Raw genomic sequence first — 14135 nt, 5'->3', positions numbered from 1 at the left:
ATCTTTGCCCGCACCAAACAGCACACTCGCCAAGCGAGAAGGTTTTCAAGATGTCCAACAGTATGGGTATTGCCAGCGCTTTCGTTTTGTCCTCATTGATCCTGTCGCCGCTGGCGATGGCTGAAGAATCCCACGCGTTCGTGGCGCAGAATTCTGCCCGCGCTCAAGCGTATGACCAGCATCAGGCAGAAATGATGGCCAAGGCCAAAGACGCGACGCAGGCCCCTCAGGCTGCAAATTCCCAGGCTCAATCGCTGGAAAAAGACAGCTGAGTCGCGCACCGCACCGTTTCCCTCGACGCGGTTGTTTGGCTCTTCCCGTTCAACCGTCGTCATTCCAGGCCGCTGCCGTTCAGCGGCCTTTTTTCGTTGTGGTCTGAAAGCCGTTTGGTTCGTCTGTAACAACAAGAAACATCGAGCGCCTCAAAATATAGAGGCGCCAGTTGACCCAAGGAGCTCCATTGCACGTGCGTTACTCAGTCCGTTTCACCCCGTTGTTCATTGCAATTTCCGCAACGATTGCCCCCGCCGCCCATGCCGACGAGCCAGCCAAAAAAGGTTTCGTCGAAGGTTCGAGCCTCAACCTCAACGCCCGCAACTACTACATGAATCGCAACCGCTTGCAGCAGGCGGACGACAACATTGAGTGGGGCCAAGGGTTTCTCGGGATTTTCCAGTCGGGTTACACCGAAGGCACGGTCGGTTTCGGCATTGATGCCCACGCCATGCTCGGGCTGAAACTCGACGGCGGTGGCGGCACGGACGGTTCGAGCATCTTGCCGGTCCGAGAAAATGGCGGCAAAGCACCGGGAGCTTTCTCCACCGCCGGTGGCACGTTGAAAATGCGTGCGTTCGACACCGAGTTGAAGGCCGGTGACCTGTTTCTCACCAATCCGGTAATTGCCGGCGGTGACACGCGCATGCTGCCGCAGACGTTTCGTGGTGTGAGCCTGACCAACCACAGCTTCGATGGCTGGTTGATCGAGGGCGGTCAGGCCAGTTTCACCAAGCCGTACAACCAGAGTGGCCATACGCGCATCGGCACCTCCTACGGCACCCTGGCCGACGGCGATGAGAGCCAGCACCTGAACTGGGCCGGCGTGGCGTGGAGCGGTGTCGAAGGCCTGACCAGCAGCCTTTACGCCTCTGAGCTGAAGGACATCTGGAACCAGTACTACTACGACCTGGATTACACCTGGCAGTTGAACGATCTGGTCAGCCTCAACCCGGGCCTGCACTTTTATCACACGCAAGACACCGGCGATGCGCTGCTCGGCAACATCGACAACAACACCTACAGCCTGCATTTCACCGTGGGCGTCGGCAGCCACAGCGTCACCGCCGCGTATCAGCGGGTTAACGGCAACACGCCGTTCGACTACATCAGCCAGGGCGACAGCGTTTACCTCGACAACTCGCAGCAGTACTCGGATTTCAACGGCCCGAATGAGCGCTCGTGGAAACTCAAGTACGCCTATGACTTTGCCGGTGTGGGTTATCCGGGGCTGACGTCGGCGGTGTCGTACTCGCGCGGGACGGTGGATCTGACCAAGGTCGATCCTGACGGCAAGGGCTATTCCAACTGGTACAGCGCTGAAGGGCGCAATGCCAAACATTGGGAGCGCGATATCGATCTCAAGTACGTGGTGCAAAGCGGCCAGGCGAAAGACCTGGCGGTACGCCTGCAATGGGCGACCAACCGTGGCGGCAACGGCTACGGCGCGATTGATTCAGACACAGATGAATACCGCGTGATCATCGACTACCCGATCAACGTCTTCTAAGATCAGCATCAAATCAATTGCGATCTGATACAAATTTTGATTGAAATGTTTTTTGTGGCGAGGGGATTTATCCCCGATGGGCTGCGCAGCAGACCCTTTTTTGGGGCCGCTTCGCAGCCCATCGGGGATAAATCCCCTCGCCACAGTAGATCTTTTTTAGTGTTATCCCCCGCAGTGTTTGTGCAACTACGCTTATAAGATCCCCTAATCGATAACCCCATCATGATCGCGAGCCGTACCCCTCCGGTTTCGGGCAAGACCGGACGCCCCGAACTGCTGCTGATTTGCGTCAGCTCGCTGACCGTGATCGCGATTTTATGCATCGTCACCTTTCTGCTGATCCGCGAGCACGCCAACGCTCAGGAATCGGCGACCCGCAGCGCCACCACCATCGCCCAGTTGATCGACGCCGATGTGTTGCGCACCGTCGAACTCTACGACCTGACCCTGCAAGGCCTGATCGCCGCCGCCCAGCGCGATGATTTGCGCGATGTCACTCCGCAGGTCCGCCACTTGGCGCTGTTCGACCGTTCCACCACCGCACGTTTCAAGGGCGACATCCTGCTCCTCGACAAGCATGGCGACGTGCTCGCCGACTCTTCGCGGGTCGAACCGAAACCGGGCAATTTCGCCGACCGCGACTACTTCCTTGCCCACGCCTTCAATCGCGATGTCGGCATGTTCATCAGCCGGCCGTTCAAGACCCGTTGCGACTGTGATGAAGCCAACCAGTGGCGAATCAGCTTCAGCCGGCGGATATCCTCGGACACCGGCGAATTTGTCGGCGTCGCCGTGGCTTCAATGAAGCTCGACTACTTCGACCAGTTGTTCAACAGCCTCGACATCGGCAAAGACAGCACGCTGAACATCATCGACAACGACGGCGTCCTGCTGGCGCAAAAGCCTTATCTGCAAAGCGATTCGATCGGCAAGAGCTTCGGCAATCGGCCCAATGTCATTCGCATACTGCGCGACAAGGATGGCAACGGCAGTTTCAGCAGCACCTCGAGCATGGATCATCAGCAGCGTCTCTATACCTATTCGCGCGTTGGCAACCTGCCGCTGACGGTGATGGTCGCGCTGTCCAGCGATGAAGTATTCGCCACCTGGCGCCGCACCGCGATCCTGATAAGCGGCGCCACGGGCGTGCTCTGCGTGGGTTTGCTGTGGCTGACCTGGCTGCTGGCCCGCGAACTGCGCCGACGCCAGCGCGCCGAGCACGAACTGGCGCAACTGGCAGCCACAGATGCGCTGACCGGTGTCGCCAACCGTCGAATGCTCGATCAGGCGCTGCGTCACGAATGGTTTCGGGCCCAGCGTTCGGGGAAGCCGATGTCGGTGATGATGATCGATGCCGACCATTTCAAGGCGTTCAATGATCGGCATGGGCATCAGGCCGGGGATCGGGCGCTGCGCGAACTGGCCAAGGTGATCGCGGCGAATGTACGGCGACCGGCGGATCTGGTCGCGCGGTATGGCGGCGAGGAGTTTTCGGTGATTCTGGCTGAGACCGACGGTCATGGGGCGCAGCAGATTGCCGAGCATATTCGGCAGGCGGTGGAGCAATTGCCGTGGGTCGAAGGGGCTGAGCGGCCGATGACGGTAAGTATTGGCATCGCGACCTGGACGTCGGCGAGTGAGATGACGCTGGAGCAGCTGTTGTTTGCGGCGGACAAAGCGTTGTATCAGGCCAAGGAAGGTGGGCGGAATCGGGTGGTGGTGGCTGCCTGAAGATCAAAAGATCGCAGCCTTCGGCAGCTCCTACATTGGAATGCGGTTCCTGTAGGAGCTACCGAAGGCTGCGATCTTTTGCTTCTGAAAAAAGGGGCATAAAAAAAGGCCATCCGAGGATGGCCTTCAAAAAACTAGAGAGGTTTTTTACTTACACCGCCGCAACCGGGCGCATGTAAGAGATTGGTGCGGTGCTGGCGTCATCGAACGTCACCACTTCCCAAGCATCTGTTTGCTCAATCAACTTGCGCAACAGCTGGTTGTTCAGTGCATGACCGGACTTGAAGCCTTTGAACTCACCAATCAGGCTGTTACCCAAAAGGTACAGGTCGCCAATGGCATCGAGGATCTTGTGCTTCACGAATTCGTCTTCATAGCGAAGGCCGTCTTCGTTCAGTACGCCATCGGCATCGACAACGATTGCGTTTTCAACGCTGCCGCCGAGTGCGAGGTTGTGCTTGCGCAGGTACTCGATATCACTCATGAAACCAAAGGTACGGGCGCGGCTGACTTCTTTTACGAACGAAGTGCTGGAAAAATCCACGCTTGCACTTTGGGTGCGGTCCCGGAAAACCGGGTGATCGAAATCGATCTCGAAGCTCACCTTGAACCCTTCGAAAGGGACGAAAGTGGCGCGCTTGTCGCCATCTTCCACTGTCACTTCACGCAGGATGCGGATGAATTTCTTGGCGGCGTCCTGTTCTTCCAGGCCTGCCGATTGAATCAGGAATACGAAGGGTCCAGCGCTGCCATCCATGATCGGGACTTCGGACGCGGAGAGCTCGACGTAGGCGTTATCGATGCCCAGGCCAGCCATGGCCGAGAGCAAGTGCTCTACCGTGTCCACTTTCACGTCGCCGTTAATCAGCGTCGTCGACATAGTGGTTTCACCGACGTTTTCCGCGCGGGCAGGGATCTGCACCACAGGGTCGAGGTCAGCGCGACAAAACACAATGCCAGTGTCGACAGGCGCAGGCTTGAGGGTCAGATAGACCTTCTCACCGGAGTGCAGGCCTACACCTGTGGCACGGATAATATTTTTCAGTGTGCGTTGTTTAATCATGGCTTGGGCCGCTTCAGCGCAAATTGCGAACTGGTATCAACAAAGGCTGGCGATGATAGCAGACCATGCCTTTGCTGAACACCAATCACCTTCATAGCCCTGATACATTCCATCAATCGGCCTGACGACGCAGGAATGCCGGGATGTCCAGGTAGTCCAGATCATCTTGCGGATTCATCTTCGCGGCAGCCGCAGCACCGGCCTGAGCCTGGTTGCGCATGACGGTCGGACGGTCCAGATCACGATAGTTGACCGCTGGCGCTTCCTGACGGGCCGCAGCCGGTTGTTGCACCTGAGCGGAAGCCATGGAAGTGTGAACGGTGTTGTCGATGACCTTCACAGGCTTCTCGATTTTCGCGCCCAGACCGGTGGCAACCACGGTCACGTGCAGCTCGTCGCGCATGTCCGGGTCGATAACGGTACCGACCTTGACCATGGCGTGCTCGGAAGCGAAGGCTTCGATGATCGAACCCACGTCGGAGTACTCACCCAGAGACAGGTCAGGACCGGCAGTGATGTTCACCAGGATGCCGCGTGCGCCTTGCAGGTTCACGTCTTCCAGCAGCGGGTTGCGGATGGCCGCTTCGGTCGCTTCACGTGCACGGTTCGGACCGCTGGCGCAGCCAGTGCCCATCATCGCCATGCCCATTTCGCTCATCACGGTACGCACGTCGGCGAAGTCGACGTTGATCATGCCCGGACGCTTGATGATGTCGGAGATACCGCGAACGGCACCGGCCAGTACATCGTCGGCCTTGGCGAAAGCCGACAAGAGGCTGGCGTCTTTACCGAGGATGGTCAGCAGCTTCTCGTTAGGAATGGTGATCAACGAGTCGACGCTTTCCGAGAGCATGCGGATGCCTTCGTCGGCGATCTGCATACGCTTGCGGCCTTCGAACGGGAACGGACGCGTCACGACCGCAACGGTCAGAATGCCCATTTCCTTGGCCACTTCGGCGATGATCGGCGCAGCACCGGTACCGGTACCGCCGCCCATGCCAGTGGTGATGAACACCATGTTGGTGCCCTGCAGCACTTCGGCAATACGCTCGCGGTCTTCCAGAGCAGCCTGACGGCCGACTTCAGGGTTCGCGCCGGCGCCGAGGCCTTTGGTCACGCCAGTGCCCAGTTGCAGGATGGTACGCGCGCCGATGTTTTTCAGCGCTTGAGCATCGGTGTTGGCGCAGATGAATTCAACGCCTTCGATGTTGCTCTTGACCATGTGGTTGACAGCGTTGCCGCCGCCACCGCCGACACCGATAACTTTGATTACCGGGCTTGCGGGGATGTTGTCTACGAGTTCGAACATTTTCCCTCTCCTTACATTCTCTAGTTTTTTCGCCTACTGCATTTTTGTTGCGGTGTTGCGGTAAAGCTTTAGAAGTTGCCTTGAACCCACTTCTTCAATCGGTCCAGCAACGGCGCCTGTGGCTCTTCGTTGCTGTAGCTGTCGCGGCTGCCGATGCCCGAGAACGAGATCCCGTCGGACTGCTTCTGCAGGCCGTACATCAACAAGCCAACGCCAGTGGAATAAATCGGGTTGCGCACCACGTCATCCAGACCTTTGACGCCATGCGGCACGCCCAGACGAACCGGCATGTGGAAGATTTCTTCCGCCAGTTCAGTGGCGCCTTCCATCTTCGAGGTACCGCCGGTGAGGACGATGCCGGCCGGGATCAGGTCTTCGTAGCCGCTGCGACGCAGCTCGGCCTGAATCAGCGTGAACAGTTCGTCGTAACGCGGCTCGACCACTTCGGCCAGGGCCTGACGCGACAGTTCGCGCGGTGGACGGTCGCCGACGCTTGGCACCTTGATGGTTTCACCGGCACCGGCCAGTTTCGCCAGGGCGCAGGCGTAGCGGATTTTGATTTCTTCGGCGTACTGGGTCGGAGTGCGCAACGCCATGGCGATGTCGTTGGTCACTTGATCACCGGCAATCGGGATCACCGCGGTGTGACGAATCGCGCCTTCGGTGAAGATCGCGATGTCGGTGGTGCCGCCGCCGATGTCGACCAGGCACACGCCCAGCTCTTTTTCGTCGTCGGTCAGCACCGAGTAAGCCGAAGCCAGTTGCTCGAGAATGATGTCGTCGATTTCCAGACCGCAGCGACGCACGCATTTTTCAATGTTCTGTGCGGCGTTGACGGCGCAGGTGACCACGTGAACCTTGGCTTCCAGACGCACGCCGGACATGCCCAGTGGCTCACGAACGCCTTCCTGGTTATCGATCACGTAATCCTGCGGCAGGGTGTGCAGCACGCGCTGGTCAGCCGGGATCGCCACGGCCTGGGCGGCGTCGAGCACACGCTCAAGGTCAGCCGAGCTGACTTCGCGATCACGGATCGCGACGATGCCGTGGGAGTTCAGGCTGCGGATGTGATTGCCCGCCACGCCAACGAACGCCGAGTGAATGCGGCAGCCCGCCATCAGTTGGGCTTCTTCGATCGCGCGCTGGATCGATTGCACGGTGGACTCGATGTTGACCACCACGCCCTTCTTCAGGCCACGGGACGGATGGGTACCGATCCCGACGATTTCCAGCGAGCCGTCGTCGGAGACCTCGCCGACCAGCGCCACCACCTTGGAGGTGCCGATATCGAGACCGACGATCATTTTGCCGCTTTGCACGTTTGCCATGGGTCCTGCCTCTTCTTAATTCTTTGCGACAGCGGGTTTGTCTGTCGTCGGCGCTACAGGTTCCCGCCAGCCAACAGCAAGGCCGTTGGCGTAGCGCAGATCGATGCGCGCAATGTTCGTAATCTGGTCTTTAAGCGTCTTGTCATAGATGGCGATAAAGCGGCGCATCTTTTCCACCAGGTTGCCGCGTCCCAGCAGCAACTCGATGCCGGGGCCGGAACTGCCGGCACCGGTGGTCAGGAACCAACTGCCGCGTTCACGCAATTCCAGGCGCGCAATCGAGAAGCCCAACGGCCGCAGCATCTGGCTCAGCACCTGATACTGCTGCATCACTTGCTGCTGAGCCCGTTGTGGGCCGAACAGCTGTGGCAGGTGTTCGTAGTTCGCCAGCTCCTTGGGCGTAAACGCCTGGCCCTGGTTGTTCAGCAACGACTCGTCGCCCCATCGCGCCACCGGCAGTTGCTCTTCGAGGCGGATCACCACTTGATCCGGCCACACCCGACGTACTTCGGCGTGGGCGATCCAGGGCATCTGCTCAAGCTCGGTGCGCATCCCGGCCAGGTCGATGGTGAAGAAGCTCGACGCCACAAACGGGGCGATCCGCTGCTGCACCGCTTGCTGACTGATGTAGCTCAGGTCGCCCTGCACGGCGATCTTGGTGATCGGCCGGTCGGCGTACGGCAGCAAACGCGTTGCACCTTCGTATGTCCCAAAACCCAGCACAACCAAGAGCACCGGCCAGAACAGGCTTTTCAGAAACCCAAAATTGGCTTTCGGCAGGCGCGCGGACATCGGCTCTTTCGCCACCATACGGCTGGCACCCCGTGGCACCGGCTTGCGGCCGGGTGCGGGAGGCTGATGTCGGAGCTGAGCGCCTTGCATGGTCTTAACCTCTAGCGTCTTCAACACTGGCGGCCAGAATGGCCAGTACCAGTTGCTGGAAATCCAGACCGGCCGCACGGGCCGCCATCGGCACCAGACTGTGATCGGTCATGCCCGGAGCGGTATTAACTTCGAGGAACCAGAACTGCCCGTCGGCGTCCTGCATCACGTCTGCCCTGCCCCAACCGGCAATACCCAGCGCCTCACTGGCCTTGGCCGTGAGATCCATGAGTTCCTGCTCCTTGGCGGCATCCAGCCCGCAGGGAATGCGGTACTGGGTATCGTTGGCGATGTACTTGGCGTCGTAGTCGTAGAACGTGTGCGGTGTACCCAGGGCGATTGGAGGCAAAACCTGGTCACGCAGGGTGGCGATGGTGAACTCCGGACCTTGAATCCATTGCTCAACCAAAACTTGCGAATCGTAGGTACTGGCCGCTTTCCATGCGTCGATCAACTCGGACGCAGAACTCACTTTGGCCATCCCGATACTTGAACCTTCATGCGCCGGTTTGACGATCAAAGGGAAGCCCAGTTCCGTCGCCGCCGAAATACAATCGGCTTCGCTGCACAGCACGGCGTGACGCGGCGTCGGAATCCCGAGGCTGTGCCAGACCTGCTTGGTGCGCAGTTTGTCCATCGCTAGTGCCGAAGCCAGAATGCCGCTGCCGGTGTACGGAATGCCCGCCACTTCGAGCAGGCCCTGCATGCTGCCGTCTTCACCGCCACGGCCGTGAAGAATGATGAAGGCACGGTCGATTTTTTCGCTGAGCAGACGTTGCAGAATGTCGTCGCCAACGTCGATGCCGAACGCGTCCACGCCAGCGCTTTGCAGGGCGTCGAGTACGGCGTTACCGGATTTCAGCGAAACCTCACGCTCGGCACTCAGACCGCCAAAGAGCACGGCGACGCGGCCGAAGTCTTTCGGCGCGATAGTGGAAAACAGCTTGGCGTAGGCAGCAGTCATTTCAACTTCCCCTCGACCGACGCCGCCACGGCGCCAGCGAACAATTCACTTTTCAACAGCTTCGGCGCGAGACCGCCGATATCACCGGCGCCTTGACACAGCAGGATGTCGCCGGCGCGCAGCAGCGGCTTGACCAGCGGCGCCAGATCGACGCCACGCTCGATGTAGATCGGGTCGAGCTGACCGCGCTGGCGGATGCTGTTGCACAGCTTGCGGCTGTCGGCGCCCGGGATCGGCTCTTCGCCGGCCGGATAGACTTCCATCAGCAGCAGCACGTTGGCATCGGCCAATACATTGACGAAGTCGTCGTACAGATCGCGGGTGCGGCTGTAACGGTGCGGCTGGTAGACCATCACCAGACGGCGCTCCGGCCAGCCACCGCGCACGGCTTTGATCACTGCGGCGACTTCGGTCGGGTGGTGACCATAGTCGTCGACCAGCATCACGTGGCCGCCGTCTACCGGCAGTTCGCCGTAGACCTGGAAGCGCCGGCCGACACCCTGGAAACCCGACAGGCCCTGAACGATGGCTTCATCGCTGACGCCCTCGTCGGTGGCGATGCAAATGGTCGCCAGCGAGTTGAGCACGTTGTGGTTGCCCGGCATGTTCACGGAAACATCCAGCGGCTCGCGGTCAGGACGCAGCACGGTGAAGAAGGTCTGCATGCCTTGCTGGCGAACATTGATCGCGCGCACGTCAGCGTCTTCGCTGAAGCCGTAGGTCACGGTCGGACGTTTCACCAGCGGCAGGATTTCGCGCACCACCGGGTCGTCCAGGCACATCACCGCCAAACCGTAGAACGGCAGGTTGTGCAGGAACTCGACGAAGGTTTTCTTCAGTTTGTTGAAGTCGCCGTCGTAGGTCGCCATGTGGTCGGCGTCGATGTTGGTAACCACGGCCACCAGCGGTTGCAGATGCAGGAAGCTCGCATCGCTTTCATCGGCTTCGGCGATCAGGTAGCGGCTGGTGCCGAGCTGGGCATTGGTGCCCGCAGCATTCAGACGGCCACCGATAACGAAGGTCGGGTCCAGACCACCGGCGGCGAACACCGAAGCGATCAGGCTGGTGGTGGTGGTTTTGCCGTGGGTACCGGCGACGGCGATGCCGTGGCGATAGCGCATCAGTTCAGCGAGCATTTCCGCACGCGGCACCACTGGAATGCGGCGCTCAAGCGCAGTCGCCACTTCCGGGTTGGAGGTGTTCACAGCGCTCGACACCACCAGTACATCGGCGGTCGCGGCGTTCTCGGCACGGTGGCCGATGTAGATGTGTGCGCCGAACGATTCGAGACGCTCGGTGACCGGCGAAGCTTTCAGGTCGGAACCGGACACTTCATAGCCCAGGTTCAACAACACTTCGGCGATACCGCACATGCCCACGCCGCCGATGCCGACGAAGTGGATGCGACGGATGCGGCGCATTTCCGGTTGCGGCATGGCTTTCTGATTCTCAACCATGGGCCACCTCCAGACAGGTATCGACCACGCTACGGGTGGCATCGGGTTTCGCCAGACGGCGGGCCGCTTGGGCCATATCTTCGAGTCGTTGCGGTTGCATCAAGACCTCTGTCAGGCGCGCGGCAAGGTCCGCGGCACCAGTCGTTCTTTGCGGCATCAGGAAGGCAGCGCCTTCACGGGCCAAATAATCGGCGTTGCGAGTCTGGTGATCGTCGATCGCGTGGGGCAAAGGCACCAGCATCGAGGGCAGACCGGCGGCAGCCAGCTCACTGATGGTCAACGCGCCTGCACGGCACACCACCAGGTCAGCCCAGCCATAGGCTTGGGCCATGTCTTTGATGAACGGCTGCACCTGCGCATCGACGCCGGCGGCGCGGTAGCGTTCTGCAGTCACTTCATCGTGGTTTTTGCCGGCCTGATGAAACACTTCCGGGCGCAAATCGACAGCGACTTGGGCCAGGGCTTCAGGCAGCAATTTGTTCAACGGTTCTGCGCCCAGGCTTCCGCCGAGGATCAGCAAACGCGCTTTGCGACCGGCCAGGGCTGGTCGCGATGTGTCGAGGAACAGCTCGCTGCGCACCGGGTTTCCGGTGGTACGGCGGGTGTCCGACAGAGTAAAGGTGTCGGGGAACGCTTCACACACTCGGGCGGCGAACGGCACCAGCAACCGATTGGCGGTGCCGGCGACGGCGTTCTGCTCGTGAACGATCACCGGCACGCCGGCCAGTTTCGCGGCGAGGCCACCAGGGCCAGTCACATAACCACCGAAACCGACCACACACACTGGCTTCAAGCGACGAATGATCGCGCGCGCCTGCCACACCGACTTGAGCAGCATGAACGGCGCCTTGAGCAGCGACAGCTTGCCCTTGCCACGCAGGCCGGTAGCGTTGATGCGGTGCAGTTCAAGACCTGCCGCCGGCACCAGTTCGTTCTCGATCCCGCGTGGCGTGCCGAGCCAGTGCACGGTGTAGCCGCGCGCCTGAAACTCGCGGGCACAGGCCAGCGCCGGGAACACGTGGCCGCCGGTTCCGCCGGCCATGATCAATACGTTAGCGCCCATGATTCGGCTCCTCGGCGAAGTCGCTCTCATGGAATTCCATCTCTTCACTGCCCAGGTGGGTTCGACTCTCCCACTCGATCCTCAGCAACAAGCCGAGACAGGCACAGCAAATCACCAACGAGCTACCGCCGTAACTGAGGAACGGCAAGGTCAGACCCTTGGTTGGCAACAGACCGACGTTCACACCGATGTTGATCAGGAACTGACCAATCCACAGGAACGACAACCCGTAAGCCACATACGCAGCGAAAAACTGTTTGGCTTTCTCCGCCCACAGACCGATGTACATGCCGCGAATACACACGAACACGAACAGCGCGACGGTGCACAACGAACCGACCGCACCGAGTTCTTCAGCCAGTACCGAGAACACGAAGTCGGTGTGCGCTTCCGGCAGGTAGAACTGCTTCTGCACGCTGTTGCCCAGGCCGACGCCGAGCCATTCACCGCGACCGAAGGCGATCAAGGCTTGCGACAACTGATAACCGGCACCGAACTGGTCGGCCCACGGATCAGCGAAGTTAGTCAGACGCGCCATTCGGTACGGCTGCATCTGAATCAGCAAGACCACGGCCCCGACCGCCAACACCACCATCAGCGAGAAGCGGAACAACCCGACCCCGCCAAGGAACAGCATCGCCGCCGCAGCGCCCATCATCACGACGGTGGCACCGAAGTCCGGCTCCATCAGCAACAGGCCGGCCATCGGCAGCAGCACGATGAACGGCTTGAAGAAGCCCATCCAGCTCTCGCGCACTTCCTTCTGACGCCGCACCAGATAACCGGCGAGGTAGATCACCACGAACACTTTGGCGATTTCAGACGGTTGCACGTTGAAGAAGCTGAAACCGATCCAGCGCATCGAACCGTTCACTTCTCGGCCGATGCCGGGAATGATCACCATCACCAGCAAGCCGAACGCACCGAGCAGCATCAGCCAGCCGAGACGTTGCCAGGTGGCGATCGGAATCATCATGGTGATGACACACGCGCCCAGGCCCAGCACCACATAAATAAGGTGGCGGATCATGTAATACAGCGGACTGCCCGACTGTGCGGCTGCCACTTCAGTGGACGCCGAGGCGATCATGATCAACCCGAGACCAAGCAGCGCCAGGCAACCAGCGAGCATCGGGAAATCGAGGTCGATGCCGCGCCCGGTGATGATCGGCGACGGATACGGCTTGATGATATTGAACAGGCTCATGCCAGATCCTCCACAGCGCGGACGAACTGGTGACCACGGTCTTCATAATTCTTGAACATGTCGAAACTGGCGCAGGCCGGCGACAGCAGCACCACGTCACCCGGTTGGGCGGCGGCGCGGCATTGCGCAACGGCGTCGACCAGCGAGGTCGCGCGAATCAATGGCACGGCATCACCGATGGCTGCGCCGATCTTGTCGGAGTCGCGCCCCATGAGGATCACGGCGCGGCAGTTGGCCGCCACCGGATCACGCAAATCGTTGAATTCGGCACCCTTGCCATCGCCACCGGCGATCAGGATGACCTTGCCGTCGATGTCCGCACCGAGGCCTTCGATGGCCGCCAGAGCGGCGCCAACGTTAGTGGCTTTGGAATCGTTGTAGTACGCCACGCCGTCGAGATCACGTACCCACTGGCAGCGATGTTCGAGACCGGCAAAGGTGCGCAAGGCCGAGAGCATGGCGTCGAACGGCAGGCCCACGGCATGCCCAAGCGCCAGTGCCGCGAGGGCGTTGGACTGGTTATGCGCGCCGCGAATCTTCAGCTCACGCACCGGCATCAGGTTCTGGAATTCGAACGCGAGGTACTTCTCGCCATCTTCTTCGCGAATACCGAAGGCCTTGAAATCCGGTTTGCTCAGGCCGAAGGTCCAGCACGGCTGGCCCTCGCCCATCAACGGACGGGTCAGGGCATCCTGACGGTTGACCACAAACTGCCTGGCACCCCGGAAGATCCGGTGCTTGGCCAGGTGGTACGCCGGCAGACCGCTGTAGCGATCCATGTGGTCTTCGCTGATGTTCAGCACGGTCGCCACTTCGGCGTTGAGCTGGTCGGTGGTTTCCAGCTGGAAACTCGACAGCTCCATCACGTACAACTCGACGTCGTCGCTGAGCAGATCCAGCGCCGGAGTGCCGAGGTTGCCGCCGACGGCGACGCGTTTGCCGGCCGCAGCCGCCATCTCGCCGACCAGGGTGGTGACGGTGCTTTTCGCGTTGGAACCGCTGATGGCCACGATCGGCGCCTGCGCGTTACGCGCGAACAGCTCGATGTCGCCGGACAGTTTCACGCCACGGGCCGCAGCGGCTTGCAGGGCCGGGGTCGCCAGCGCCAGGCCGGGGCTCACGTAGAGCTCGTCGGCACGGCAGAGGAATTCGACGTCCAGCTCGCCACAACGCACTTCCACGTGCGGATAGTCACGCTTGAGCGTGGCCAGTTCCGGTGGATTTTCCCGCGTGTCCGCCACGGCAAACGACGTGCCCCGGTTCGCCAGGAAGCGAACCAGGGACATGCCGCTCTTGCCGAGGCCGACAACGATGCGGAAGTGGTCAGAAGCGATCAGAGACACTCGTT

Annotated in this window: 12 protein-coding genes; 3 read left to right on the top strand and 9 right to left on the bottom strand. The window is 60.5% G+C overall.

The features are described from left to right. The first annotated feature begins 50 nt into the window (after positions 1–50). From ACZZ0B_RS02320 to ACZZ0B_RS02310, 3 genes are all read left to right on the top strand, one after another. Positions 51–272 carry a hypothetical protein gene (locus ACZZ0B_RS02320; protein WP_008088915.1) on the top strand — a complete coding sequence of 74 codons (222 nt, stop codon included), beginning with the start codon at positions 51–53 and terminating at the stop codon, positions 270–272. Between the two features lie 194 nt (positions 273–466). After that, a complete protein-coding gene (locus ACZZ0B_RS02315; protein ID WP_463544291.1) occupies positions 467–1783 on the top strand; it encodes an OprD family porin in 1317 nt (438 codons plus the stop codon). Positions 1784–2005: 222 nt separating this feature from the next. Next, positions 2006–3514 (top strand): sensor domain-containing diguanylate cyclase, encoded by a 1509-nt coding sequence (locus tag ACZZ0B_RS02310; protein ID WP_463544290.1) that lies wholly within the window; start codon positions 2006–2008, stop codon positions 3512–3514. 151 nt (positions 3515–3665) lie between these two features. Here ACZZ0B_RS02310 and lpxC read toward each other — a convergent pair whose 3' ends face one another. From lpxC to murD, 9 genes are all read right to left on the bottom strand, one after another. After that, on the bottom strand, positions 3666–4577 hold the full coding sequence (gene lpxC / locus ACZZ0B_RS02305; protein ID WP_008082763.1) for a UDP-3-O-acyl-N-acetylglucosamine deacetylase: 912 nt from the start codon (positions 4575–4577) through the stop codon (positions 3666–3668). A gap of 112 nt (positions 4578–4689) precedes the next feature. Next, the gene (gene ftsZ, locus ACZZ0B_RS02300) at positions 4690–5886 is read right to left on the bottom strand and encodes a cell division protein FtsZ (protein ID WP_007916986.1); all 1197 of its coding nucleotides are present in this window, start codon (positions 5884–5886) and stop codon (positions 4690–4692) included. Between the two features lie 68 nt (positions 5887–5954). Next, the gene (gene ftsA, locus ACZZ0B_RS02295; protein WP_008082764.1) at positions 5955–7214 is read right to left on the bottom strand and encodes a cell division protein FtsA; all 1260 of its coding nucleotides are present in this window, start codon (positions 7212–7214) and stop codon (positions 5955–5957) included. A 15-nt stretch (positions 7215–7229) separates the two neighbouring features. Then, on the bottom strand, positions 7230–8096 hold the full coding sequence (locus ACZZ0B_RS02290) for a cell division protein FtsQ/DivIB (protein ID WP_008082766.1): 867 nt from the start codon (positions 8094–8096) through the stop codon (positions 7230–7232). Between the two features lie 4 nt (positions 8097–8100). Continuing rightward, complete coding sequence (locus ACZZ0B_RS02285; RefSeq protein WP_242206793.1) at positions 8101–9060, bottom strand: D-alanine--D-alanine ligase; 960 nt, start codon at positions 9058–9060, stop codon at positions 8101–8103. Then, positions 9057–10517: a UDP-N-acetylmuramate--L-alanine ligase gene (gene murC, locus ACZZ0B_RS02280; RefSeq protein ID WP_008082770.1), complete on the bottom strand. Its 1461-nt coding sequence runs from the start codon at positions 10515–10517 to the stop codon at positions 9057–9059. The genes ACZZ0B_RS02285 and murC overlap by 4 nt, the downstream gene beginning before the upstream one ends. Further along, positions 10510–11580 (bottom strand): undecaprenyldiphospho-muramoylpentapeptide beta-N-acetylglucosaminyltransferase, encoded by a 1071-nt coding sequence (gene murG, locus ACZZ0B_RS02275; RefSeq protein ID WP_008082771.1) that lies wholly within the window; start codon positions 11578–11580, stop codon positions 10510–10512. The genes murC and murG overlap by 8 nt, the downstream gene beginning before the upstream one ends. Next, entirely contained in the window at positions 11570–12787 is a 1218-nt protein-coding gene (gene ftsW, locus ACZZ0B_RS02270) for a putative lipid II flippase FtsW (protein WP_008082773.1), read from the bottom strand. The genes murG and ftsW overlap by 11 nt, the downstream gene beginning before the upstream one ends. Continuing rightward, a complete protein-coding gene (gene murD, locus ACZZ0B_RS02265; RefSeq protein WP_008082774.1) occupies positions 12784–14130 on the bottom strand; it encodes a UDP-N-acetylmuramoyl-L-alanine--D-glutamate ligase in 1347 nt (448 codons plus the stop codon). Before murD ends, ftsW begins: the two co-directional genes overlap by 4 nt. Between the last annotated feature and the right edge of the window lie 5 nt (positions 14131–14135).

This window comes from Pseudomonas sp. AC247, from assembly GCF_979258015.1.
This window is presented reverse-complemented; position numbering and strand designations above follow the sequence as displayed.